The organism is Streptomyces sp. NPDC086835 (assembly GCF_044745705.1).
Classification (GTDB): Bacteria; Actinomycetota; Actinomycetes; order Streptomycetales; family Streptomycetaceae; genus Streptomyces.
Map to the genome: position 1 here is coordinate 140,694 of NZ_JBIVAU010000004.1, position 24,172 is coordinate 164,865.

The window sequence follows — 24,172 nt, forward strand, 5'->3', positions numbered from 1 at the left end:
CTTTCGCGCAGGGCGGTTGACGGCCGGCCCGACACAGGTCACGGCAGATGGACCATGATAGGGACGGGAGGGGGAGGGGATGACTGTTCACCTCGTACGTGAGGAACTCAGGGCATCGGGGCTGGTCGGCACCGTGGCCATGGAGGCGTACGACGACCCCGAGGGGCGGCTCGACCGCAAGCTCGTGGAGGACGCGCGTCAGCGGTTCACCAAGCTGTGCGTGCAGCGGTTCGGGTTCGCCCACGAGATGCGGCTCGACGGCGGCGGCACGCTGGACGACGTCAAGGCGGGGCTCAGCCGCTTCCTCGAGCACGAGGCGACCCGCAAGATCCTTTACTGGACGGGTCATGGCTACGACCTCGGGGACCGCGGCTACTTCCTGGGCTGCCGGAACAGTTTCTCCACCGGCAGCATGGACCTGAACCGGGCCATGCCCTTCACGGACCTGCTCCAGAGGTGTGCCGTCGAGCGGGACACCGAGTTCCTGATCGTCGTCGACGCCTGTCAGTCGCAGAGCACGCTGGGAGCCGCGCGTCCCCTCGTCGAGGCGTACGGCCGTTTCTCCGGCGGATCGCCGCGTGAACGGGGCCTCGTCGTCGCCGCCACCGCGGGCGCCGGCCTCAAGGTGGACGAGGGTCGCTGGGTGGACTGGCTGGAGCAGGCCGTCGCGGACGAGCGGCTCGAACTCGAGGGCATGGTGCGCCCTTTCGCGTCCACGGCGCTCTACCTCTCCCTACCGGACCTGTTGGAGGCCGTCGACCTCAAGGCCAGGGAATCGGGTCTGGCCGACCCGGAGCAGCGGCCCAGGGCGGCCGTGATCCGGCCCTTGGACACGCGGTTCCTGCACAATCCGTACTTCTCGGAGAAGAACAAGGTGTTCCGCACGGCCGCTCGGCCGGCCGACCATCTGCCGTGGCTGCGGCCGGAACACTTCGACCAGATCTCCGACCGCACCTCCCGGCTCCGCTTCACCGGCCGCGTGCAGCCGCTCAGCAGACTGGTCACCTGGCTCGAGGCGACCACGAACGGCATGCTCGTCGTCACCGGCGCGGCCGGCACCGGCAAGTCCGCACTGCTCGGCCGGCTGGCCCTGCTGTCCGTGCCGGAGATGCGCGAATCGCTCAGGCCGGAACCCCCGGTCCAGACCCGGCCCCGCCCCGGCTCGATCCATGCCGCGGTGTCCTGCCAGGGCGAGTCGCTGCATTCGCTGGCCAGGGCCGTGGTCGAGGTGCTGGGGCCGCTGGGTGCCGAGCCGCCGCCGGCGGGCATCACCCCGGAGCAGTGCGTGGACCGGGTGAGCTCGCTGGTGGAGCAGGTGGGTGGGCTGAACCTGCTGGTCGACAGCCTCGACGAGGCCATGCCCGGCCAGGCCCATGAGATCGCGCGCCGGCTGCTCAATCCCCTGTCGCACCGTCCGGGCGTGAAGGTCGTGGTGGCCACCCGTGCCCATCCCCGGCAGATCACCGACGGAGTGGGCCGGGAGTCGCTGCTGGACGCTCTGGACCGGACGGCGCCCGATCTCCGGATCGACCAGGACGCCGACACCGAGCGGGACATCGCCTCCCTCGTCGCGGCGGACCTCGCCGCGTACGAGGGTTCTCCTTACGCGGGCCGTGAGAACGACGGGGTGCGACTGGAGACCGCTCGACGTGTGGCGGAACAGTGCAGGCGGCGATTTCTCGTGGCCAAGCTGGTCGCCCGGGCCCTCGCCCGGGAGCCGGAGTGCCTGTCGGGCAGCCGGCTGGAGGAGTTCGTCCGCGAGGGAGGCGCGGAGCTGCGGGCACGGATGGAGGACGAGCTCGAGGCCCTCGATCCGTCCGGCCGGTTCGGCGCCGCCGAACTGCTGCTGCCGCTCGCCCTGGCCCAGGGCAACGGACTGTCCGATCGCGACCTGTGGTTCCGCATGGCGCGGGCACTGCTGCGCCGTGGCTCGCCCAAGGTGTCGCGTCAGTCGCTCGACACGGTGCTGAGCAGAGTCACGGACGTCCTGCTGACCGTGGAGCACCGGCCGGGAAGACCTCCCGTTCACCGCCTGGGGCACGCCAGTTACGGAACGGCGCTGCTGGCCCGCGCAAAGCTCGCCCCCGCCGCCGCCCACCGCCGCGTCTACGACGAGCTGGCCGGTGACTGGGACACGGCGGACGAGTACACCCTCGCCTACCTCGGAGCGCACGCCGCGCAGGCCCGGAGTGCGACGGTCGTGCTCGACGACGAGCCGGATCCGTTGGAGGAACTGTTCGACGACCCGTGCTTCCTGGTGCGGACACGGCCGGACGTGATGTTGCCGCTCGCCGCCTCCTTGGCCGCCACCTGTGAGGGTGCGGCGCTGTACCGGCGGGTGGGCGGCGAATTCCGGCGGCACACCGATCGCCGGGAGCGCAGAGCGATCCTTCGTGCCGTGGCCCACGCCGGCCATCCGGAGTACTTACGCCGGATCGAGGGCCTTCAGGAGTTCAAGGAGCTGTGCTGGGACGAGGTGTGGACCGACACGCCACCGGACCCGCTGGAGCTGTCCCTGCCGGCGCCCCTCGGCGGAGCCCGCGCGGTGAGCTGGACGGCCGCGGAGGGAGGCACGATCGCCGTCGCGGGGCGAGGAGAGATCTCCGTCCGCGACGCGGGCACCGGCGACCACGTGCTGACACGCCGCACCACCGGGTCGGAGCACGGCAGCCGGGCCGTTCTCACCGAGGTGTGCGAAGCGGGTACCCGGATCCGGCGGGTGACCGTCGCCCACGACGGCTCGACCGTGCACCTGTGGTCGGGACGCGAGCGCCTGCCGCGAAGGACCTTCCACTGGGGCGGCACGCTGGGCAGCGTCGCTGCCGCCCGGCTCGGCGACGACCTGCTGGTCGCCGCGGCCGACGGCCGCCGTGTCTGGGCGTGGCGCTGGCCGGTCGTGGCCGGACTGTCGGCCGAGGTCCGCGGCACCCTGCTGCCCGTGGAGGCGGGTCGCGTCGCGCTGCTCGGCCTGCGCGACCGTAGCTTCCTGCTCACCGCGGGCCGCACGGTGACTGTGCACGAACTGCACAGCAAGCTCTCCGGGGACGAGCACTGGGTGCGGCGGGAGTGGGAGCTCGACACGCTCGAAGGGCCCGCGTTCGCCGCAGCGGCGCTGGCGGAAGGGGACGACAGCGGCCTGCTCGCGGTGGTCGACGGTGAACAGGTCCGCGTCTGGCGGCTGTTCGCGGAGGGGTACACCGCGACCCCGCGCTTCACTCCGGAGCTCGTCGCCGAGTCGGCTTCCAGGGACGTGGCGCTGGGGCTGTGCGGTGAAATGCCGCTCGTCGCGCTGTACGAGGACCATGGCAGCACGGTGCGGGTGACGGGAGTCACCGACAGCACCTTCCGGTGTTCCTTCGGTCTGGGCAGCAGGCGCAACGGCCTGGCTTTCGACCCGTCGGGCTCGGGCCGGCTGGCCGTCGGTGACGGTACGGAGGTGAGGCTGCTCGATGTGCCTGCCGCGGTGCGCGCGGGCCGCGAGGTCCGGCGGCGTGATCACGACGAGCGCCCGGTCGTGCGGCTGACGGCCGGTGAACCAGGGGCTCCCGCCCTGCTCACCAGGGTCTGGGGCCGCGATGTGCACGTCACCCGGCAGGACGCCCGCGAAGGACAGGTCGGCGCCGAAGCCGTGCTGCGTCACGACGCGAGGGTCACTGCCGTGTCCTCGGTCCGGCACGGCGGACAGTGGGTGGTCGCGGCCGTCGGCGGGCGGCGCGTCCAGATGTGGCGGCTCTCCGACGTCCCGGGCGACTGGGAACGCGACGGACACGTCGACCTCGGCGGCGATGCCGGCGACATCGCGGAGGGCCTCGAACTCGTGTCCACGGCCGACGGCCTGCACGTGTTCGTCCCCGACGGACGCCGGGTCCGGCGCTTCACCCGGCCGGACGGGACCGGTCCGTGGCACAGCTCCGGTGAGGCGGGCGTCCCGGAGGTGAGGATCCGGGCCGTGCACGCCCACTCGTTGGGTGGACGCACCTGGGTGCTGGCGGACTGCGTGGACGCGCTGCGGTTGTGGGAGAGCACCGGCGAGGGCCTCGTCGGCGCCGGCGGGCAGCGGGCCGCACCGGACCGCCCCGCCGGTGCCGCGCTCGGCGCGAGACTCGTCGACGGCGAGTGCTTGCCGCTGATCGCCTGGACCCGCGCGGGCGCGGTGCATCTGGCGGAGTGCGAAGAGGGGGAGTGGACGACGACCGGCTTCGCGCACGCGCACGGAACCCCTTCGGCCCTCGCCTTCTCCGGGCGCGCCCGCGATCCGCTGCTGCTGGTCCTCGGCGGCGCGCGGACCGCGTCCGTGCGGGACGTCGGGCGTGAGGTGTGGCTCGACGAACTCACCGCGCCGCACCGGGGCCTGGACATCGAGGCGGCCGACGCCGCGTTCGACGCCCGTCTCGGCATCACGCTCGCGGTGCAAGGACGCGTCCGCTGCGACCAGATCAGCCTGCCCGAGCCGCTGATCAGGAGTGCCGTGCAGGCCGCCCGGGCCGGATAACCCGGGACGGCGCCCCCAGGGAACGAGGAAAGGGAGAACATTCGCGATGGAGCACGACCTCGTGGTCTTCGTGCCGGGCATTCTCGGCAGTCGGCTGACCCGGGACGGACGGGACCTGTGGCATCAGTCGAAGCAGGCCGCCCTGCAGATGCTGCGCCCCTCCAAGGCCGTGGAGCGCCTCGCGCTGCCGCCCGGTATCGGCGACAACGAACCGGAGGAGCCTTGGGCGGTGGACGCCGACGAGCTGCTCAAGGGACCCGACGCCTTGCCCGGCCTGGTGTCGTTCCTCGGCTACCCGGACGTCAGGGCGATGCTCGACCGCAGCCCCGACCACCATCCGCAGGGCGGGCTGCGCCCCGGTCAGTACGTGGCCTTCGCCTATGACTGGCGTCTGTCCAACCGGCTCAACGCGCGCCGTCTGCGGACCCGGGTCGAATCGGCCCTCGCCCAATGGCAGGAGCGGGCCGCGGGCTTCTATCCCCAGGCACACGACGACGTGCCGAAGGTCGTCTTCATGTGTCACTCCATGGGCGGCCTGATCGCCCGCTACTACCTGGAGTGCCTGGGCGGCCGGGACATCGCCCGCTCCCTGGTCACCATCGGCACGCCGCACCGCGGCGCGGCCAAGGCGGTCCGCTTCCTCACGAAGAACGGCGTGGGGCCCGGCGCGGACCAGGGCAGGCTGCGCCGGAAGGCCGCGCAAAGGGCCGCGCGGGTCAACTCCGCACTGGTGGACCTGGCCCGCACGTTTCCGTCCGTGGCGCAGCTGCTGCCGGTGTACAAGGCGGCCATGGCCGACGGTGGCAGCCGGTGGCGGCCGCTGACCGACGGGTTCGTGCCTGATCTGCCCTCGGAACTGGTGGACGACGCCTTCGCCTTCCATCGCGAGTTCACCGATGCCTGGGAGGCGAGCAGGTCGGCCCTGCCCGTGCCTCCGTACCGGGTGCACTGCCTCGGCGGCAGGGCGCACCCCACCGTGCACGGCGTGGTGGTCGGTGTGGACGGAACGCTGGAGTTCCCCACCTGGCTCGACAACTCGCAGGAATGGACCGGCGACGGCACCGTTCCGGAGGAGTCGGCCTTTGCCAAGTGGGCTCTCGACGACATGTCCCAGGCGGTCTGGGGCGGTGAGCGCCACGCCACGATGGCGGGGGCGGAGTCGGTCGGCCACCAACTCGCCGCCATCCGCCGGGGCAAGCCCGCCAGGGAGACACTGGCGGGAGAGGACTTCGGCCTGGCGGCACCGGACTTCGCCGTCGCGGGTGAGCCCTTCGAGGTCGCCGTCACCGGGCTGACCGACCCGGGACGAACGGTCCGGGCGCGCCTGGTCCGGGACGGGGTGCCGGCGGCGGCCCCGGTCGCGCTGGCACCGGACGGTACGGGCAGCCTGGTCGCGGACCTCACGGCCCCTTCCGGCACCTGGGTGCTGGAGGTCGAGGCGGACCGGCCGCGGGTGCTGTGCCGTGACGTCGTGACGATCGTCGAGGAATGACGTGACGGATCGGACCGTCCCTCACCGGTGACCGGCCGGCCGGGGTGGCCGGGCGGCCCTGGTAGTGAGCCCGGTCAGGTCCGGGAGGAGGCGGTGAGGGCGGCGCGCAGGTGGCCCGAGGTGCGGGCGAGGAGGGTGGCCGCCGTCGGGGCGTCGACGTCGCCCAGGATCACCAGGATCGCGTTCTTCACCTCGCCGTCCGTCGCTTCCAGGGCCGACTCGATCTCCTCGTCGGACGCGCCCGTGGCCAGCGCCACGATGCGGCGGGAACGGGCGCGGAGTTTGTCGTTGGACGCGCGGACGTCGACCATCAGGTTCCCGTAGGTCTTGCCGAGGCGGATCATGGTGATCGTCGAGATCATGTTGAGCACCAGCTTCTGCGCCGTGCCCGCCTTCAACCGGGTGGACCCGGTGAGGAGTTCGGGCCCGGTGACGACCTCGATGCCGTGTTCCGCGGCCGCGGCCAGCGCGCTGTCCGCGTTGCAGGAGAGCCCGACGGTGAGCGCGCCGAGCGCGCGGGCGTGTTCCACCGCGCCGATGGCGTAGGGGGTGCGGCCGGACGCCGAGATGCCGACCACCGTGTCGTCGGCCGTGAGCTCCAGGCCGTCCAGGTCCGCCGCGGCCAGTTCCTTGCTGTCCTCCGCGCCTTCGACGGCCTTGACCATCGCGGTCGGGCCGCCCGCGATCAGGCCGAGGACCTCCGACGGGTCGGTGTTGAAGGTGGGCGGGCACTCGCTGGCGTCGAGCACGCCCAGCCGGCCCGCCGTGCCGGCCCCCGCGTAGATCAGCCGGCCGCCGCGGGACATCCGCTCCGCGGTGCCGTCGATCGCGGCGGCGATCGCGGGCAGTTGCGCGGCGACGGCGGCGGGGACGGTCTCGTCCTCGCCGTTCATGATCCGGGCGATCTCGAGGGTGGGCAGCCGGTCGATGTCGGCGAGCTCGGGCCGGAACGCCTCGGTGGTGAGAGTGGCCAGCTGGGCGCGGAGTTCACCGTAGGTGGAGGTCATGAAGAGCGGCTCGGCTTTCTTGGTACGCGGGGGGTTCGGTCAGCGGGTGCGCGGGCGTCAGCGGGTGCGCGGGCTGTGGCGGTGCGCGAGGGCTTCGTACGAGGCGGCGAGGGCAGGGGCCGCCGACTCGTACGTACGCTGCGCCACGCCTATGAACAGGCAGTCCACGACGAGCAGTTGGCTCGTACGGGACGACATCGCGGCCGGCCGCAGCTCGCTCTCGCGGGCGGTCGACGTCGTCAGCACATGGTCGGCGTACTGCGAGACCGGACCGTCGGGACGGCCGGTGATGGCGATCGTCGTGGCGCCGCGGTCGAAGGCGGCCCGCAGCGGCTCGATCACGTCACCCGTGGAGCCGGAGTGGGTGATCGCGATGGCCACGTCGCCGGAGCGCAGCTGCACGGCGTTGGTGACGGCGAGGTGCGGGTCGGCGTGGGCATGGGCGATCAGGCCGATGCGGAGGAGTTTCTGGGCGAGGTCCATGCCGACGAGCGAGGACGCGCCGACGCCGTAGATGTCGATGCGGCGGGCGGTCGACGCGGCGGCCACGGCCGCGCCGAGCTGGACGGTGTCGAGACCGGCGGCGGTGTCGGCGAGGGTCTGCTGCTCGTCGTAGGCGAGCTTGGCGACGACGTCCGCGATGGGGTCGTCGACGGCGATGTCGGTGGTGATGGCCGGCGCCCGGCCGGACTCCTGGTGGGCGGCGAGGCCGGCGAGCGCCAGGCGGAGGTCGCGGTAGCCGGGGTAGCCGAGCAGGCGGGCGGTGCGGACCACGGTGGCCTCACTGGTGCCGGTGAGCTCGGCGAGGCCGGTGACCGTGAGGGCCGCGCAGCCTGCCGGGTCGTCGGCGACGGCTTCGGCGACCCGCTGCATGGAGCGGGTCATGGACGGCGAGAGCGTGCGCACCTTGGCCGCGAGGGCGGCGGGTGCGGGAGCGTCACCGCTGAAAATTTCCTTCACTTGATTGGTCACACTTGAAAGGTATTTTCGCGTTTCGGGTGGCGTCAAGACCCGGAGAGAATGGGTGCATGGACGACTCGAACCCACTGGAACAGGCTCTGCACCGGGCCCGGGCCCTGGTCCTCACCGATCTGGCCGCCCGCAACGTAGCCGACGCAGGAGTCGTCTCCATGGTCGAGGACGCGGTCACACACCGCCGCTGGTGGGTCGAGCAGTGGCCGGAGGGTGTCGAGTACGTCGTCGGTCTCGTCGCCCAGGACGTCCAGGACGCCCTGCTGGAGCGGCACGGCCGCTGGCCGCTGTGCCCGGTGTGCGACGCCGGCGACCCGCACGCCCTGGAGATCCAGCCGGAGCTCGGGCCGGACCCGCACTGGGTGTGCGGCAAGGCGGGCGTGGTGGTGGCCCCCATAGGCGGCCTGACGTGACGGTCTACATCGATCCGCCGACCTGGCCGGGGCACGGCCGGATGTGGTCCCACCTGGTCAGTGACGTGTCGTTCGAGGAGCTCCACGCCTTCGCCGCGTCCATCGGCTGCCCGCCGCGCGCCTTCGAACGCGACCACTACGACGTCCCCTCGCACCGGTACGCGGACGCCGTCGCGGCGGGCGCGGTGGAGGTCGGCTCGAAGGAGCTCGTACGCCGCCTCACGGGCGCGGGGCTGCGCCGGCCCAAGGGGCGTTCCGTCTGAGGGGGCCGCCGGGCGGGATCCCCCGGCTCGGACGCGTTCTTCCGCTCGGACGCGTTGTTCCGCTCAGACGTGTTCCGCGGAGACGGCCCGCCGGCCCGGGACCGACTGGGACACCACCCGTGAGCTGCCGTGGAGCCGCAGCGCCACCGCCACGAGGACGATGGCGACGACCATCATGGCCGCGCCCGCCCAGGCCGTCGACGTGAAGCCCAGGTCCGCGTCGATCACCACACCGCCGAGCCAGGGCCCGCCGGTGTTGCCGAGGTTGAACGCCGCGGTCGTCGTGGCTCCGGCGAGCGTCGGCGCCGCGCCCGCGACATTGAACATCCGGGCGTTGAGCGCCGGGGCCGTGAAGAAAGAGGAGAAGCCGAGCAGGAACGACAGCGCCACCGCGGCGGCCGCGTACGAGGCGAACAGCGCGATCGCCGTCAGCAGCACCGTCGACGCGGCTATGCCGCTGAGCATCACGCCGAACAGGTGCGCGTCGGCCACCCGGCCGCCGATCGTCGAGCCGGCCAGCGCGCCGATGCCGAACAGCGCGAGCACGGTCGGCACCCAGCCGGCGTCCAGCCCCGCCACGTCGGTGAGCAGCGGACTGAGGTAGGTGAAGAGGCAGAACACACCGCCCGCCGCCAGCGCGGTGATCGCCACGGCCAGCCAGACCTGGCGGTCCCGGTAGATCGTCAGCTCCTTCCGCAGCTGCGGCTTCTGCTCGGGCAGCGGGATGTGCGGGATCCGCATCAGCACGCCGACGAGCGCCACGGCGGACGCCGCGCCGACCGCCCAGAACGCCGACCGCCAGCCCAGGTGCTCGCCGAGGAACGCGCCCGCGGGGACGCCGAGGACGTTGGCGATCGACAGTCCGCCGATCATGACGGCCATGGCCCGGGCCCGCGAGGTCACCGGCACCATCGCGATGGCGACGGCCGCGCCGACCGCCCAGAAGCCGGCGCAGGCGAGCGCGCTGATCACACGGGAAGCGAAAAGGATCTCGTAGGTGGGCGCGAGGGCGCCGGCGACCTGGCCGACGCCGAAGACGGAGATCAGCGTGATCAGAGTGGTCCTGCGGGGCAGCCGTAGCGTCGCGACGGCGAGCAGCGGTGCGCCGACCACCATGCCGACCGCGAACGCCGAGGTCAGCAGCCCGGCCCGGGGGATCGACACGTCCATGTCCGCCGCGATCGGCGGCAGCAGCCCGGAGAGCATGAACTCGCTCGTCCCGAGGGCGAAGACGGAGAGGCCGAGGATGTAGACGGCGAGCGGCATACGGGCGCGGGCGGTGCGTTCGGAAGGGTCGGGCATGACAGTTGCCAACAGGTGCTTGAAGCCTGGAATTCCCGGCCGCCGGATCAGGACGCGGCGAGCAGCTCCAGCTCGACGGTGAGGTTGTGGCGGGCCTTTTGTTCCCACTCGTGCCGGCCGTGCGGCGTACGGAACAGCCGCGGCAGGGCGAGGAGCTGCCGCAGCACCGCGGCACGGCCGTCGCGGAAGGCCTCGTCCGGGACGAAGGCGTACTCCTCGCGCACCGCCGCCGCGTATGCGGCGTACGCGTCGGGTGCGGCGGCCAGGATCGCCAGGTCCGCGTCGCACAGCACCTGGCCGTTGCGGTCGCTCTCGTCGGGGGCGTGGGTGGTGGTCAGGCGCACCAGCCGGGCCACCTCCGCGGTCGCCCGTTCGCTCAGCCCGGCCTCCGGGAGGGCGCGCTCGGCGAGGCGGGCGGAGCGCTCCTCGTTCTCCGAGCGGTCGGGGAGGTACACGGCGTCGTGGAACCAGGCGGCCAGCCGTACGAGGTCGGGATCGTCCGCATGGCCGGCGAGGGTGTCGATGTGGTCGAGGACCGCGATCAGATGGCCGGTGGTGTGGTACCGCCGCTGCGGCTCGGCCCAGCGCGCGAGCAGGTTCTCCCCGTACGGCAGCGGGTCGGGGCCGCTCGCCTCCCCCCGGGCCCCGAGGAGCGCGTCGGTCCAGCGGGCGCGGAGGTCGGCGGATCGGTCGGTCATGGCTCATATTGTGCCCGCACGCGCGAAGGGCCCCGGGGCGGGTGCCCCGGGGCCCTTCGCGCTCCTTCACGCGGCCTTGAAGCTGCGCAGGCGCAGCGAGTTGGCGACGACGAAGACGGAGGAGAAGGCCATCGCGGCTCCGGCGATCATGGGGTTGAGGAGTCCGGCGGCGGCGAGGGGGAGGGCTGCGACGTTGTAGGCGAAGGCCCAGAACAGGTTGGACTTGATGGTGCCGAGGGTCTTGCGGGAGAGGCGGATGGCGTCGGCGGCGGCGTTGAGGTCGCCGCGGACGAGGGTGAGGTCGCCGGCCTCGATGGCGGCGTCGGTGCCGGTGCCCATGGCGAGGCCGAGGTCGGCCTGGGCGAGGGCGGCGGCGTCGTTGACACCGTCGCCGACCATGGCGACGCTGCGGCCTTCGGCCTGGAGACGCTTGACGACGTTCACCTTGTCCTCGGGCATGACCTCCGCGATCACGTCCTCGGGGGAGATGCCGACCTCGGCGGCCACGCTCTTGGCGACGGCTTCGTTGTCGCCGGTCAGGAGGATGGGGGTGAGGCCGAGGGCGCGCAGGCGGCGGACGGCTTCCGCGCTGGTGTCCTTGACGGCGTCCGCGACCTCGAGGACCGCGCGGGCCTCGCCGTCCCAGGCGACGGCGATCGCGGTGCGGCCGGCGGCCTCGGCCTCGTGCCGGGCGCGGGCGAGGCCGGCGGGCAGTTCCATGGCCCACTCGGCGAGGAGCTTGGTCCGGCCGACGAGGACGGCGTGACCCTCGACGATGCCCTGGACCCCCAGGCCGGGGATGTTCGCGAAGTCCTCGGGGGTGGGCAGGGCGCCGAGCTTCTCGGTGGCCCCGGCGGCGACGGCCTGGGCGATGGGGTGCTCGGAGGCGTTCTCCAGCGCACCGGCCAGCCGCAGCACCTCGGCCTCCTCGGTGCCGTCGGCGGTGTGCACGGCGAGCAGGGTCATCCTGCCGGTGGTGACGGTGCCGGTCTTGTCGAGGACGATCGTGTCGACCTTGCGGGTGGTCTCCAGGACCTCGGGGCCCTTGATCAGGATGCCGAGCTGCGCGCCGCGGCCGGTGCCGACCATCAGCGCGGTCGGGGTGGCCAGGCCCAGGGCGCAGGGGCAGGCGATGATCAGGACGGCGACGGCGGCGGTGAACGCGGCGGTCAGCCCGGAGCCGTTGCCGAGCCAGAAACCGAGGGTGCCCAGGGCGAGTGCGATGACGACCGGGACGAACACGGCGGAGATCTTGTCGGCGAGGCGCTGGGCCGCGGCCTTGCCGTTCTGCGCGTCCTCGACCAGCTTCGCCATCCGGGCGAGCTGGGTGTCGGCGCCGACGCGGGTGGCTTCGACGACGAGGCGGCCGCCGGCGTTCAGGGTGGCGCCGGTGACGGTGTCGCCGACCGAGACCTCGACCGGGACGGACTCGCCGGTGAGCATGGAGGCGTCGACGGCGGAGGCGCCCTCCACCACCGTGCCGTCGGTGGCGATCTTCTCGCCCGGCCGGACCAGGAAGCGGTCCCCGGCCTTCAGGTCGGACGTCGGGATGGTCTCCTCCCGGCCGTCGCGCAGTACGGTCACGTCCTTGGCGCCCAGTTCCAGCAGCGCCTTCAGCGCCGCGCCCGCCCGGCGCTTCGAGCGTGCCTCGAAGTACCGTCCGGCCAGGATGAACGCGGTGACACCGGCCGCCGCCTCCAGGTAGATGTTCCCCGCCCCGTCACTGCGGGCGATCGTGAACTCGAACGGATGCGTCATGCCGGGAGTGCCGGCGGTGCCGAAGAACAGCGCCCACAGCGACCACAGGAACGCCGCCGACGTACCGACCGAGATCAGCGTGTCCATCGTCGCCGCGCCGTGCTTCGCGTTCGTCCACGCCGCCCGGTGGAAGGGCCAGGCCGCGTAGGTGACGACCGGCGCGGCCAAGGTCAGACTCAGCCACTGCCAGTACTCGATCTGCAGTGCCGGAATCATCGCCATCGCGACCACCGGCACCGCGAGCACCACCGCGGTCACCAGTCGCTGCCGCAGCGGGGTCAGCCCGTCGTCCGCCGGGGCCTCGTCCGGCGCTGCGGGCCCGCCCTCGACAGGCGGCGGCGCCGGCTCGGCGGCGGTGTAGCCCGTCGCCTCCACGGTGGCGATCAGATCGGCGACGGCGGTGCCCTCGGCGAAGGTGACCTTCGCCTTCTCGGTGGCGTAGTTGACGGTCGCCTCCACACCGTCCATGCGGTTGAGCTTCTTCTCGATCCGCGCCGCGCAGGAGGCGCACGTCATGCCACCGATGGCGAGCTCTACGGAGCGGGATTCGGTCGCGGTCTGCGGCATGGTGTCTCCTCGGCCTCTTCTTGATACCCCCAGGGGGTATCTCTGTGTGGCTTCATGTATACCCCCGCCCCGTACTGGATGCAAGCCCGCTTCCCGGGAAGGATCAGGGTGTGGCTGCCGTCCGGCTCGTTGAGCATTAGGCTGGCCAATGGACTAGACCTGTCGGAGCCTGGAGGAATGGGTCCCATGAGCAACCGTGTACTCCTGGAGGTGATCGCCCTCGACGCGCAGGACGCGGTCGCCGCCCAGTCCGGAGGGGCGGACCGGCTGGAGCTGGTCACCGACATGGCGGCCGACGGGCTGACGCCGCCGGTCTCCACCTTCACGGCGATCCGCGCGGCCGTCGACATCCCGCTGCGCGTGATGCTCCGCCTCTCCGACGGCTTCGCGGCCGGCGGCCCGGCGGACATGGACGCCCTGGTCCGGGCCGCGCAAGCCCTGCGTGAGGCGGGGGCGGACGAGTTCGTCCTCGGTTTCCTCGACGACCACGGGCAGCCGGACCTCGTCACGATCGAACGGCTGCTGGCCGTCGTCGACGACTGCCGCTGGACCTTCCACCGCGCGATCGACCACGCGGCGGACCGGGACGCCCTGCGCAAGCAATTGGCGGACCTGCCCGGGCTCGACACGTATCTGACGGCCGGCTCCGCCGCGGGCGTCGACGACGGCATGCGCACGCTCCTCACCGAGGCCGCGCGACACGGCGAACCGGGCTACGAGCCGCAGCTCCTGGTCGGCGGGGGCCTGCGCCTGGACCACGTCCCGCGTCTGCGGCAGGCGGGCCTGACGGGCTTCCACATCGGCGGCGCGGCACGGCCCGGCGGATGGTCGGCCCCCGTGGACCCGGCAGCGGTCCGCGAATGGCGCGCCGCGCTCGACGCGTAGCGCGCGAGGGCGCGCCGCCGCGCCGGGACCGGCCCGGCCCGGACCCGGGCGCAGGTCAGGCCTCACGGCCCCGGCCCGATGCGGCGGCCCGGCCCGGAGCCGGGCGCACCCGTGGGAGGTCCGGCCTCCCGCGGCGGTGCCGTACCGCCGCGGCGGTAGTCGGGAGCCGGGTCCGCCCGACGGCGGTCAGGCCAGCTGGGGCGGGAGCGGGGCCGCGTGGAGGACCGTGAGACCGGAGACCGCACGGGTCAGGGAGACGTACAGGCGGCGCAGGCCCGTGCGGAGGTCCGGCTCGTCGCTGATGACCGACGCCGGCTCGTCGAGGACCACGTAGTCGTACTCCAGGCCCTTCGCCAGCGACGCCGGGACGAGGGTGAGACGCGCCTGTGCGGTGGTCTCTTCACCGGGGGACAGGTGCGGGAGGCCCGCCGCGGCCAGCGCGGCGGAGAGCGCGGGGACACGGGAGTCCGCCGCGATCAGCCCGATCGAGCCCTCGTTGCGGAGGGATTCCCCGCACGCCGCTACGACCGCCGCATCGAGGTCCGCGGCGTCCGCGACCGCGCGGACCTCGAGGGAACCGGGGGACTCACGGACCGAGGAGACCGGCGCGAGGCCGGGGGACATGTGCGGGAGCAGGCGCGACGCGTAGGCGATCACCTCGCGGGGGACGCGGAAACCCGCGGTCAGCTCCTCGACGACCGCTTCCGGCTTGCCGAGGTGGGACAGCGCCTCCGCCCACGACGCGGTCGCCCAGGGCGTCGTGCCCTGGGCCAGGTCGCCGAGGACCGTCGCCGATCCCGTGGAGCAGCGGCGGCCCACCGCGCGGTACTGCATCGGGGACAGGTCCTGCGCCTCGTCGAGGACCACATGGCCCAGCGACTGCGTGCGCTGCACCAGGTCCGTCGCCTCGTCGATCAGCACCGCGTCCGCCGCCGACCACTTCGCGGACCGCACGCTGCGCGCGGGCTTCGGCAGCAGGATCGTCGCCTGCTCCTCGGCGGTGAGGACGCCGTCCGCGTGCGCGGCGAGGAACTCGGCGTCGGAGAGCAGCCGCAGTACGAGCTTCGCCGGGTCGACCGGCGGCCAGATCGCCTTGACCGCCGCCTTGACGGCGGGGTTGCGGGCGACCGCGTCCTGGACCCGGTCGTCGGGCGCCTCCCCCGCCTCCTCCATGCGGACCAGCACCGTGTGCGCGATCCGCTGGGGGAGGGCGTCGCGGGCGGCGCCGTAGCGGATGTCGCGGTCGAGCAACTCGCGGACGATCTCCTCGAGTTCGTACGCCGGGATCCGCCAGCGCCGTGATCCGCGCACCACGACCACCGGCTCGGTCGGCATCGTGACGTGCGAGCGGACCGCGCGCCGCAGGACCTTCGCCATCCTGGCGTCGCCTTTGACGACGGCCGCCGCCGCGGTGTCCCGCACGCTGACCTCCACGTGCCCGACCAGGTCGTCGACCGTGGCCTGCTTGACCTCGAGCTCGCCGAGGGCGGGCAGGACCTGCTCGATGTAGTGGAGGAAGGACCGGTTCGGCCCGATGACCAGGGTGCCGGTGCGCGCCAGCCGTTCCCGGTGCGCGTAGAGGAGGTACGCGACACGGTGCAGGCCGACGGCCGTCTTCCCGGTGCCCGGTCCGCCCTGCACGCACACCGTGCCCGACAGGCCGCTGCGCACGATCTCGTCCTGCTCGGGCTGGATCGTCGCGACGATGTCCCGCATGGGGCCGACGCGCGGCCGCTCGATCTCCGCCTGGAGGAGCCTGGAGGTCTGCTCGGTCTCCGACGGGTCGGTGAGGTGCTCGTCCTCGTACGCCGTCAGGTCCCCGCCGGTGTAGCCGAAGCGCCGGCGCAGACCGACGTCCTGCGGGTCCTTGCGGGAGGCCCGGTAGAAGGGCTGGGAGACGGGTGCGCGCCAGTCGATGACCATCGGGTCGCCCTCGGCGTCGTGGACGTGGCGGCGGCCGATGTAGAAACGACGGCCTTCCTGCGTGGTGGGCAGGTAGTCGAGGCGGCCGAAGAAGAGGGGGGTGTGGGACAGATCGGCGAGCGCCTTGATGCGGTCCTCGATCTGCGACTGGAGGACGGCGGCGTTGACCCAGTTCGCCGTGACGTCCTTGATGTCGAGGGACTGTACGTCCTCGCGCATCGCGCGCAGGGCGGACCGCGACGCGGCGAGGTGGGCCCGCTCGCGGGAGAGCGGATCGTCCCCGTCGGTGGCCACGGTGGAGGTGGATACGTCGGGTACAGGGGCGTGCGCGGGCACGGGTTGCCTCCGGCTGAGCTGCGTGATCACGACATGGCGGACCGGCCGGTTTCCGTCCGGGCGGCGGCTCTCCTCGGGGGAGGCGGGGGAAGTCCCCGGGCCACGGACAGGCGACCTGGGACAAGCCGGCGATTGTAGTGGGGGCGCCGAAGGGGCGCGAACGGTTTTTCCGGCCGTAGGGGCGGCGGGGTCATTCCCGTAGGGGACGCGCTCTGTCTGGAGTAGTACGTGGAGCGCCCGCCGGTTCACCCCGCAGCCCGATGCTCCGAGCGGGTGACGCGCAGCACCATGGACGCATGACCACAGCGATCCTCCCCCCGGGAACCACCCGCGACGGAGCCACCGCGAGCGGCGCCGCAGACAGCCGGCACCACCGCGTCGGCAACGCCCTGCGCGCGGTCAGGGTCTTCGCGGGCGCCGTCTTCAGCGTCGCCGTCCTCGGCGAGTACGGGGAGGAGGCGGGCGTCCGCCGCCGCTGAGCGCGGCTGCGCCACGGGGTCCCCCGCAGGCGCCGGGCGGGTCGGAAGTGCCGTTTCCCGGCATCCAGCCACGCCGGCAAAGCGGGCAAGGGGGGACGCCCGCCGAAGGCGCGACCCGGGACCGCGCCGTCAGCGCACCGGGTCCTCGCCCGTCAGCAGGTCGTCCGCGTCCATGATCCGGTACGCGTAGCCCTGCTCGGCCAGGAACCGCTGGCGGTGCGCCGCGAAGTCCTGGTCGATCGTGTCCCGCGCCACCACCGAGTAGAAGTGCGCCTTGTGGCCGTCCGCCTTCGGTCGCAGCACCCGGCCGAGGCGCTGTGCCTCCTCCTGTCGGGAGCCGAACGTCCCGGACACCTGGATCGCGATCGTCGCCTCCGGCAGGTCGATCGAGAAGTTGGCGACCTTGGACACCACCAGCACGCTGATCTCGCCGTTGCGGAACGCGTCGAAGAGCTTCTCGCGCTGGGTGTTGGGCGTCTCGCCCTTGATGACCGGCGCGTCCAGGTGCTCGCCGAGCTCGTCGAGCTGGTCGATGTACTGGCCGATGACGAGGGTCTGCTGACCGGCGTGCTTGCGCACCAGCTGCTCGGTGACCCTGCGCTTGGTCGCGGTCGTCGCGCAGAAGCGGTACTTCTCCTCCTGCTCCGCCGTCGCGTACGCCAGCCGCTCGGAGTCGGTCAGGTTGACCCGTACCTCCACGCAGTCCGCCGGGGCGATGTAGCCCTGCGCCTCGATCTCCTTCCACGGCGCGTCGAAACGCTTGGGGCCGATGAGGGAGAAGACGTCCGACTCGCGGCCGTCCTCGCGCACCAGCGTGGCCGTGAGGCCGAGCCGGCGGCGGGCCTGGAGGTCGGCGGTGAACTTGAACACCGGCGCGGGCAGCAGATGCACCTCGTCGTAGAGGATCAGGCCCCAGTCGCGGGAGTCGAAGAGCTCCAGGTGGGGGTAGATGCCCTTCCGCTTGGTCGTCAGCACCTGGTAGGTGGCGATGGTGACCGGGCGGATCTCCTTCTTCGTGCCGCTGTACTCGCCGATCTCGTCCTCGGTCAGCGAGGTGCGCTTCACCAGCTCGTGCTTCCACTGGCGGGCGGAGACGGTGTTGGTGACCAGGATCAGGGTGGTGGCCTTCGCCTGGGCCATCGCACCGGCGCCGACGAGGGTCTTGCCCGCGCCGCAGGGGAGGACGACCACGCCGGAGCCGCCGTGCCAGAAGCCCTCTACGGCCTGCTTCTGGTACGGGCGGAGCGCCCAGCCCGACTCGTCGAGCTCGATGGCGTGCGCCTCGCCGTCGACGTAGCCCGCGAGGTCCTCGGCCGGCCAGCCGAGCTTCAGCAGCGTCTGCTTGATCTGGCCGCGCTCCGAGGGGTGCACGGCGACCGTGTCCGGGTCGATGCGGGCGCCGACCAGCGGCTGGACCTTCTTCGACCGCAGGATCTCCTCGAGCACCGGCCGGTCGGTGGAGGTGAGGACGAGCCCGTGGGTGGGGTGCTTGGACAGGGTGAGCCGGCCGTAGCGGGCCATGGTCTCCGCCACGTCGACGAGGAGGGCGTGCGGCACGGGGTAGCGGGAGAACTCGACCAGCGCGTCGACGACCTGCTCGGCGTCGTGGCCGGCGGCCCTGGCGTTCCACAGGCCGAGCGGCGTGACCCGGTAGGTGTGGATGTGCTCCGGCGCGCGCTCCAGTTCGGCGAAGGGCGCGATGGCGCGACGGCAGGCGTCCGCCTGCTCGTGGTCCACCTCGAGCAGGAGCGTCTTGTCGCTCTGGACGATCAGCGGTCCGTTCAACGCCACACCCTTTCGGTCGGGCCGGTCCGTCCGTCCGGGACACGGCCAAACAACCAGTGTCCCGCATCGCGGGTCTGTCCGGGGAATGCGCGGGTAGCCGGGTTGTCATGACCACAGATGCCCGGCCCCGCGAGTGGGGCAGAACCCTCCTCCGCGCAGGTCTGATCGTCTGCGCCTTCGCCGCCCTGGTCCTGTTCTCCGCCGTCCTGGCCCGGCTGACGCTCACGCCCTCGCACGCCTCAGAGGGCGTGGCGACGGCGAACATGCGCCCCGGAGCATCCCTGCGGCAGTACGCCGAGGACTACACGTTCCTGGCGGCCGCCAAGCAGGCCGGCGGCAATCTGCTGCTCGGCGTGCCCTTCGGCGTGCTGCTGCCGGTGCTGGTGCCCCGGTCGATGCGGCTGCTGCGGGTGATCGTGCTCACGGTCGTGGTGATGGCCCTGGTCGAGCTGGCGCAGGGCGCGATCGTCGTCGGCCGGGCCTTCGACGTGGACGACGTGATCCTCAACACCACGGGCGCGCTGATCGGTTACGTCCTGCTGGGGCGCAGGCTGGGCCGCGCATGGCGCCGGCGGCGCGGCGAGGCGGAGCCCGACGAGCCCGCGAGAGGACGTTCCGGCCCCCTCTTCGGGCGGCTCAAGGAGCGTCCTCGGCCGGTTCCGCCCACCGGGCGGCTCAAGGGGCGTCGTCGGCCGGTTCCGCTCACCTGGTGGCTCAAGGGGCGTCGTCGGCCAGTTCCGCCACGCCGGTGATGCGGTGCAGCGGGTACGTCCTCACCTCGTCCGCGGTGTGGTCGAACGCCGTCACGAAGCCGCCCTCCACGCGGACCGGCGCGATGACGCGCTGGCTGGCGGCGCCCTCCGCGTTGACGTAGCCGATCCACACCGCGGAACCGGTGAGCGCGGCGGCCTGGACGGTGGCCAGGGTCTCCGCCGACGACGTGCGGGGCAGTTCACCGGCCTGCGGTCGGCCCTCGTCGGCGGCCGGCTTCCGTACGACGCTGGCCGCCATGTCACCCGCCCTGATCGCCTTCACGGCCGCGCCGAGCAGCGTGCCGTCCGGTACGGGCGGCCCTTCCGGTACGGGGGCGGGCGGGGTGCGCGGCGGGGTGCGGCGGGCATGGGCGCGGGTGATCACCACATCGCCCTCGGCGGACTCGGCGGCCGGCGCGTACCCCATCGCGCGCAGGCCCTCGAGCAGCGTCCCCGGATCGCTCTGGGCGGCGAGCACGGTCGGCGCCAGGCGGCGCAGCCCGAGGCCCTGCGACCGCTTGTCGGCGAGGATCTCGCCGAGGAGGGCGTCGTCGTCGCAGCGCACATAGGCGGAGGCGGCGCCGATACGCAGATGGCCGTGGCGGCGGGCGACGTCGTCGACGAGGTAGCTGAGCGGCTGCGGCACGGGCGTGCGGGAGTGCGTGGTCAGGAAGGCGTGCACGTCGGAGGCGGCCATGCCGGCGTCGAGAGCCCGTCGTACGGAGCCGGGCGTGAAGCGGTAGACGGTGGCGCCACCCTTGGACTCGATCTCGGCGAGGACGGCGAGCGTCTCCGCGAGGGGACGGTCGAGGGGCCCCGGGGCGACCGCCGTGAGGTCGGCCTGGAGCAGGACGTGGTCGAGCGGCTCCGGCAGGAGCGGCGCGAGCGACTTGACGGCGCGGGCGCGCCGGTCGGCGAGTGTGCCCTCGGCACCGGGCCCCTCTCCGGTCCCGTCGGCGCCGGGCCCCTCCCCGCCGAGCAGGGCGCGGCCGTGCGTGGACAGCGCTCCCCGGCCCGTCACGCCGAGCAGCTCCGCCTCCGACAGGGTCCATGCCGCGACGCGTGCCCGCAGGTCCTTCGTGGAGCCCGCCGCGTCGCCGCGCAGCGGCCGCTCCCAGCGCAGCCGGGACAGCAGCGACTCGGGGGAGGGGGCGGTGCCGTGCGGAAGCTCCGCCGCCAGTTCCAGGACGCGCCGGCGCACCTCCACGGCGGCCGAGCGGTCCAGGTCCGGGCCGAGGACGGAGAGCGTGCGGCCCTTGGCGTCCTGGCTGCCGACGAGGCCCGGTGTACGCGTCGCCGTCAACCAGGCGACGGCCAGGTCACCCCACCGCTCCGCCGTCGGGAGTTCGAGCCACTCGTCGTACGCCGGTGTCGGCGCGTACCGCTCCTCGGCCTCGCCGTCGGAGGCCAGCAGCCCCGCCGCGTAGGCCAGTTCGATCCAGAACGCGGCGAGCTGCTCGCTGGTGTCCAGCGCCGCGGCCGTCCGCTTGAGGTCCCGCACGGCCAGACCCCCGGCGCGCAGCACCGCCGGGCCGCCCTCGTGCCAGTCCTTCAGCAGGTCCTCGACCGTGGTCAGCGCCGTGTACGCCTGCCCGGCCGCCGCACTGTCCACAGCCTGTGGACCGTATTCCGCGGCCGACGTGACGGCCGGCGGAACGGGCTCCGGCGCCCGGTGCGCCCGCCCCGCCCGCAGATGCAGCGCCACCTCCCGCGGCAGCACCACCGTGCGCGGCGACGCCGGCAGCAGCAGACCGCGGTCCCGCAGCCAGCGCACGGGCGGCGTGGGGTCCGCCGTCACCTCCCCGTACGGAGGCCCCCACACCAGCCGGTCCAGGACCGCCAGCGCGTCGGACGGGGCCGTGTCCAGCAGCGCCGCCATCCGCGACCGGTCCGTGAACAGCGAGGTCAGCGACGCCACCGCCGACACCGGGTCGTGCGTCGTCGGCAGGCCCGCCGCCGCCACGATCTCCTGGAGCCGGCCGGGCGACATACCGGTCGTCGCCTCCGTCACCGTGGGGCCGAGCCCGGTCGGCGAAGGACGGGCCGGCGACGGCGCGAGCAGCTCGCGAGCTGTGCGCACCAGCCGCAGCCGGTCGTCTGCGCCCCACACCAGGGCCTGCCCGCGCAGCACCCCCAGGGCGCCGGGGAGGGCGGTCTCGACGTCGGCGTCACCGTCGTCGCCTGCCATCAGCGCGAGCAGGGTCCCGTACGGTGCCGGGTCCGGCGCCACCGCGAGCGCCTCCGCGGTCTGCAGGGTGAACCGGTCCAGCCGCTCCAGCGCCCGTACGACCGAAGCGCGGGTACCGGCCCTGGTGGCGAGCTGGGTGACGTCGTTCGGCACCGGGCTCAGCAGATCGGGGCGGGCGCGCAGCAGCGCGGCCAGCTCCTCGTCGTCGCGGGCGCGCAGCGCTTCCGCGAGCGTGCGCGGGCTGCCGCCGCGTTCTTCGGGCATGGTCCCCATCCGCCCCACGTTAGCCCCTGGAGCGCTACCGTCGGGGACGGGACGGCCCGGGAAGGCGGGCCGGCTCTTGGCGTCCGCCGGCCTGCGCACGGGAACACCGGGGACGCCGGGCACACCGGGAACGTCAGGGGAACCGTCGGTGGGGATCGAGAGCGACCAGCTCGTCTACGACTATCTGAGCCGTGTCGGCGACCTGGCCCAGCAGGCACAGCTTCCGTCCGGCGAACGCATGCGGCTCGTGACGACGCTGCGGACCGAGATCGACAAGCAGCGGACGAAGTTCGGCGGGGACAGCCCGGCGGGCGTACGCCGCATCCTCGGTCGGCTCGGGACTCCGGACGAAGTGGTGGCGTCGGCGACGTCGGCTCCTGCGGCCTCGGCCACCGCACGGGAGGCCGACGGGCCGCAGCCGACGCCACGTCAGGCAGCCCCGCCGGAGCGGGACATGGAGCCGGAGACGTCCGCGCTGCCGCGTCTGCGGGGACGGCGTCGCGTGCCACGGCCGCGTGCGGGGGACGCACCCACGCCTGCGCCTTTGCCGCGTGAGGCGGCGTCGCCGCCTCATCTCGCCGGCATGGACGAACTGGGCCCCTCCGGCTCCGAGCCGGACTGGTGGCGTATCGATCCGGCGCCGTTCGGCGCGGGCGACGCCGTGGCCGGGTTCGTCGGCGGTGTCGAGATCCCCGAGATACTGAAGCCCCCGCCGTCGGAGGACGAGAACGAGGCCGAGGACGGCGACCGGGAGGGCGAGGACGCCCCGGCCGGGGCGGGTGGGCGCCGCCGCCGTTCGCTGAGGCGGCTGCTGCGCCGTCGCGCCGTCGGCGTCGACGCCGACGCCGACGCCTCCGCCGGACCCCGGCCCGGCCTCGGCAGCCCGATGCTGCTGCTCGCCGCGGCGCTGCTCGTCGCCGGCGCGATCCTCGGCTCGCTCGTCGCACTCGGCCTCGGCTGGCTCCTCGCGTACGGCTCTCGCCGACTGTCCCGCACGGAGGTCAAGTTCGCCGTGCTCGGCCTGCCGGGCGCCGCGGTGGCGGGCGGTGCGCTGTGGCTCTGGGGCCGCATCAACGGCCACTGGGGCGAGACGATCGCCGAGGACGGGATGCGGGACGCGCTGACGGGGACGTGGCCGTGGGTGGTGAGGGGGGCGGCGGTGGCGTCGGCGGTCTTCTTGGTGTGGCGGTCGAGGCGGCTCCGGTAACGCCTGCGGCGGGCCAGTTCCCCACCCCGCCCCTTCCCGCTGTATCGATGTGCGGCTCCGCCGCGTGGCGGGGCAAGCCCCGGGCCCCGTACCGCGCTTCGCGCGGTGCCCTCAATCGCCGGGCGGGCTGATTTCGCTCCGCGAAATCAGCCCCGCTGGGGGCACCTCCCACGGCCGCCAGGCCGTAGGGGGAGTTCGAGGCGCGGGGATCCGGTGGGGGTCCCCCCCACGCCGCCAGGCGTAGGGGGAGGAGCCCCCGGTTACGGGAAGGGGCGGGTAGGGGACGGCCCCGCGCAGCGGCCCACGCTCCCGCGGCGGCCCACGTCCCGCTGCGGCGAGGCCCTGGCAACGCTCCCGCGCAGCGGGCCACGCCCCGCAGGGGCGCCCCGCCCCCGCCTGCTACTTCGTCAGGTCCGCCTCGAGCTCGTCCAGGATCCGGGACGCCGCCGTGTAGCCGATGCCCTGGATCCACAGCTCGTCGTCGACCGCGAACACCTTGTTGTTCTCGACCGCCTTCATGCTCTTCCACAGCGCGCTGTCCAGCGTCTGCTTCTGCTTCGCCTTCTCCGGGTCGCCGTACGTCGAGTGGAAGACGACCTCCGCGTCCGCGAGGTCGATCTTCTCGGGGCTCACGTCGTAGGAGAAGCCGTCCTTGGCCTTGTCGGTGATGGCCGGGCGGCCCAGGCCGACGTCGGCGAGGATCGTCGAGATGTAGTTCTTCTTGCCGTAGATGCGGATGTCCGCGCCCTCGACGAAGCGGACGACGTTGACCTCGGTCGCCGCCGCCTTCTCCTTGCCGCCGAGCGCCTCGGTGACCTTCCCGGCGCGCGCCTCGTACGCGGCGACGGCCTTCGCCGCCTCCGCCTTCTTGCCGAGCGCGTCCGCGTGGATCTGGAAGTTCTCCTTCCAGGGCTCACCGGTGGTCTCGGTCATCACCGTCGGCGCGATCTTCTTCAGCTCGGCGAACTTGTCGCCGTGGCGGATCTTGCTGGTGAGGATCAGATCGGGCTTGAGCGCGGCGATGGCCTCCAGGTTGGGGGTCATCATCTCGCCGACGTCCGTGATGCCTTCGAGCTTGTCCTTGGGCAGGTAGTTGAGGAAGCCCGACTCGGTGCCGGTGTGGGTGGCGCCGACGGGCTTGACGCCCAGGGTGATCGCGGAGTCGAGCTCGGCGGTGTCGAGGACGACGACGCGCTTCGGCGCGTCGGGGACCTCGACGTCGCCCATGGCCGTCTTCACCGTGTGCTTGCCGCCGGCGCCGCCGGACGCAGCCGAGTCGGAGGGGGCGGCGTCGTCGTTCGCGCCGCAGGCGCTCAGCGTCATCGCGGCGGTGAGGGCGAGGGAACCGGCGAGGAGGCCGCGGCGGCGAAGCATGCTGCTCATGACGGG

At 73.2% G+C, this 24,172-nt stretch carries 17 protein-coding genes; 8 read left to right on the plus strand and 9 right to left on the minus strand.

The genetic code is table 11. From position 1 onward, the window contains the following. Positions 1-79 precede the first annotated feature (79 nt). Positions 80-4,492, plus strand: a complete 4,413-nt coding sequence (locus tag ACIPJI_RS15805) for a peptidase C14 caspase catalytic subunit p20 (RefSeq protein WP_402246749.1) — start codon at positions 80-82, stop codon at positions 4,490-4,492. Between the two features lie 46 nt (positions 4,493-4,538). Continuing rightward, the gene (locus ACIPJI_RS15810; RefSeq protein ID WP_402246751.1) at positions 4,539-5,984 is read left to right on the plus strand and encodes a hypothetical protein; all 1,446 of its coding nucleotides are present in this window, start codon (positions 4,539-4,541) and stop codon (positions 5,982-5,984) included. A gap of 74 nt (positions 5,985-6,058) precedes the next feature. On the opposite strand, the gene murQ is transcribed toward ACIPJI_RS15810, so the two are convergent. Together murQ and ACIPJI_RS15820 are read right to left on the minus strand one after the other, a co-directional pair. Continuing rightward, complete coding sequence (murQ, locus tag ACIPJI_RS15815; RefSeq protein ID WP_356618827.1) at positions 6,059-6,991, minus strand: N-acetylmuramic acid 6-phosphate etherase; 933 nt, start codon at positions 6,989-6,991, stop codon at positions 6,059-6,061. A 57-nt stretch (positions 6,992-7,048) separates the two neighbouring features. Beyond that, entirely contained in the window at positions 7,049-7,963 is a 915-nt protein-coding gene (locus ACIPJI_RS15820; RefSeq protein WP_307707081.1) for a MurR/RpiR family transcriptional regulator, read from the minus strand. Positions 7,964-8,019: 56 nt separating this feature from the next. Between ACIPJI_RS15820 and ACIPJI_RS15825 the strand changes: the two genes are divergently transcribed. Continuing rightward, entirely contained in the window at positions 8,020-8,376 is a 357-nt protein-coding gene (locus ACIPJI_RS15825) for a hypothetical protein (RefSeq protein ID WP_307707080.1), read from the plus strand. Further along, positions 8,373-8,639 carry a DUF4031 domain-containing protein gene (locus tag ACIPJI_RS15830; protein WP_159690560.1) on the plus strand — a complete coding sequence of 89 codons (267 nt, stop codon included), beginning with the start codon at positions 8,373-8,375 and terminating at the stop codon, positions 8,637-8,639. Before ACIPJI_RS15825 ends, ACIPJI_RS15830 begins: the two co-directional genes overlap by 4 nt. A 63-nt stretch (positions 8,640-8,702) precedes the next feature. Here ACIPJI_RS15830 and ACIPJI_RS15835 read toward each other — a convergent pair whose 3' ends face one another. The 3 genes from ACIPJI_RS15835 to ACIPJI_RS15845 all read right to left on the minus strand — a co-directional run bounded on the left by ACIPJI_RS15835 (position 8,703) and on the right by ACIPJI_RS15845 (position 12,964). Next, positions 8,703-9,905: a Cmx/CmrA family chloramphenicol efflux MFS transporter gene (locus tag ACIPJI_RS15835; protein ID WP_307710403.1), complete on the minus strand. Its 1,203-nt coding sequence runs from the start codon at positions 9,903-9,905 to the stop codon at positions 8,703-8,705. Between the two features lie 83 nt (positions 9,906-9,988). Continuing rightward, entirely contained in the window at positions 9,989-10,639 is a 651-nt protein-coding gene (locus ACIPJI_RS15840; RefSeq protein ID WP_307707079.1) for an HD domain-containing protein, read from the minus strand. Between the two features lie 66 nt (positions 10,640-10,705). Then, positions 10,706-12,964 (minus strand): heavy metal translocating P-type ATPase, encoded by a 2,259-nt coding sequence (locus ACIPJI_RS15845; RefSeq protein ID WP_356618822.1) that lies wholly within the window; start codon positions 12,962-12,964, stop codon positions 10,706-10,708. Positions 12,965-13,150: 186 nt separating this feature from the next. Here ACIPJI_RS15845 and ACIPJI_RS15850 point away from each other — a divergent pair, with 186 nt between their 5' ends. Next, positions 13,151-13,849 carry a copper homeostasis protein CutC gene (locus ACIPJI_RS15850; RefSeq protein ID WP_402246754.1) on the plus strand — a complete coding sequence of 233 codons (699 nt, stop codon included), beginning with the start codon at positions 13,151-13,153 and terminating at the stop codon, positions 13,847-13,849. A 186-nt stretch (positions 13,850-14,035) separates the two neighbouring features. On the opposite strand, the gene ACIPJI_RS15855 is transcribed toward ACIPJI_RS15850, so the two are convergent. Further along, positions 14,036-16,066 (minus strand): HelD family protein, encoded by a 2,031-nt coding sequence (locus tag ACIPJI_RS15855; RefSeq protein ID WP_402246757.1) that lies wholly within the window; start codon positions 16,064-16,066, stop codon positions 14,036-14,038. Between the two features lie 338 nt (positions 16,067-16,404). Here ACIPJI_RS15855 and ACIPJI_RS15860 point away from each other — a divergent pair, with 338 nt between their 5' ends. Then, positions 16,405-16,587 carry a hypothetical protein gene (locus ACIPJI_RS15860; protein ID WP_402246759.1) on the plus strand — a complete coding sequence of 61 codons (183 nt, stop codon included), beginning with the start codon at positions 16,405-16,407 and terminating at the stop codon, positions 16,585-16,587. Between the two features lie 129 nt (positions 16,588-16,716). Here ACIPJI_RS15860 and ACIPJI_RS15865 read toward each other — a convergent pair whose 3' ends face one another. Beyond that, complete coding sequence (locus ACIPJI_RS15865) at positions 16,717-18,372, minus strand: DNA repair helicase XPB (RefSeq protein ID WP_159690576.1); 1,656 nt, start codon at positions 18,370-18,372, stop codon at positions 16,717-16,719. Between the two features lie 107 nt (positions 18,373-18,479). Between ACIPJI_RS15865 and ACIPJI_RS15870 the strand changes: the two genes are divergently transcribed. After that, on the plus strand, positions 18,480-19,124 hold the full coding sequence (locus ACIPJI_RS15870; RefSeq protein ID WP_402246761.1) for a VanZ family protein: 645 nt from the start codon (positions 18,480-18,482) through the stop codon (positions 19,122-19,124). Here ACIPJI_RS15870 and ACIPJI_RS15875 read toward each other — a convergent pair. Continuing rightward, a complete protein-coding gene (locus tag ACIPJI_RS15875) occupies positions 19,087-21,576 on the minus strand; it encodes a helicase-associated domain-containing protein (RefSeq protein WP_402247163.1) in 2,490 nt (829 codons plus the stop codon). The two genes, ACIPJI_RS15870 and ACIPJI_RS15875, sit on opposite strands and share 38 nt — an antisense overlap. A 148-nt stretch (positions 21,577-21,724) precedes the next feature. Here ACIPJI_RS15875 and ACIPJI_RS15880 point away from each other — a divergent pair, with 148 nt between their 5' ends. Beyond that, positions 21,725-22,783 carry a hypothetical protein gene (locus ACIPJI_RS15880; protein ID WP_402246763.1) on the plus strand — a complete coding sequence of 353 codons (1,059 nt, stop codon included), beginning with the start codon at positions 21,725-21,727 and terminating at the stop codon, positions 22,781-22,783. 399 nt (positions 22,784-23,182) lie between these two features. Here the strand turns inward: ACIPJI_RS15880 and ACIPJI_RS15885 are convergent, their stop codons facing one another. Further along, a complete protein-coding gene (locus ACIPJI_RS15885) occupies positions 23,183-24,166 on the minus strand; it encodes an iron-siderophore ABC transporter substrate-binding protein (RefSeq protein WP_356618811.1) in 984 nt (327 codons plus the stop codon). Between the last annotated feature and the right edge of the window lie 6 nt (positions 24,167-24,172).

What these genes read in the sequence shown, in the direction of transcription:
- ACIPJI_RS15805 (WP_402246749.1), top strand. Translation starts at nt 80, where the DNA reads ATGACTGTTCACCTCGTACGTGAGGAACTCAGGGCATCGGGGCTGGTC.
- ACIPJI_RS15810 (WP_402246751.1), top strand. Translation starts at nt 4,539, where the DNA reads ATGGAGCACGACCTCGTGGTCTTCGTGCCGGGCATTCTCGGCAGTCGG.
- murQ (WP_356618827.1), bottom strand. Translation starts at nt 6,991, where the DNA reads ATGACCTCCACCTACGGTGAACTCCGCGCCCAGCTGGCCACTCTCACC.
- ACIPJI_RS15825 (WP_307707080.1), top strand. Translation starts at nt 8,020, where the DNA reads ATGGACGACTCGAACCCACTGGAACAGGCTCTGCACCGGGCCCGGGCC.
- ACIPJI_RS15835 (WP_307710403.1), bottom strand. Translation starts at nt 9,905, where the DNA reads ATGCCGCTCGCCGTCTACATCCTCGGCCTCTCCGTCTTCGCCCTCGGG.
- ACIPJI_RS15840 (WP_307707079.1), bottom strand. Translation starts at nt 10,639, where the DNA reads ATGACCGACCGATCCGCCGACCTCCGCGCCCGCTGGACCGACGCGCTC.
- ACIPJI_RS15845 (WP_356618822.1), bottom strand. Translation starts at nt 12,964, where the DNA reads ATGCCGCAGACCGCGACCGAATCCCGCTCCGTAGAGCTCGCCATCGGT.
- ACIPJI_RS15850 (WP_402246754.1), top strand. Translation starts at nt 13,151, where the DNA reads ATGAGCAACCGTGTACTCCTGGAGGTGATCGCCCTCGACGCGCAGGAC.
- ACIPJI_RS15860 (WP_402246759.1), top strand. Translation starts at nt 16,405, where the DNA reads ATGACCACAGCGATCCTCCCCCCGGGAACCACCCGCGACGGAGCCACC.
- ACIPJI_RS15870 (WP_402246761.1), top strand. Translation starts at nt 18,480, where the DNA reads ATGACCACAGATGCCCGGCCCCGCGAGTGGGGCAGAACCCTCCTCCGC.
- ACIPJI_RS15875 (WP_402247163.1), bottom strand. Translation starts at nt 21,576, where the DNA reads ATGCCCGAAGAACGCGGCGGCAGCCCGCGCACGCTCGCGGAAGCGCTG.
- ACIPJI_RS15885 (WP_356618811.1), bottom strand. Translation starts at nt 24,166, where the DNA reads ATGAGCAGCATGCTTCGCCGCCGCGGCCTCCTCGCCGGTTCCCTCGCC.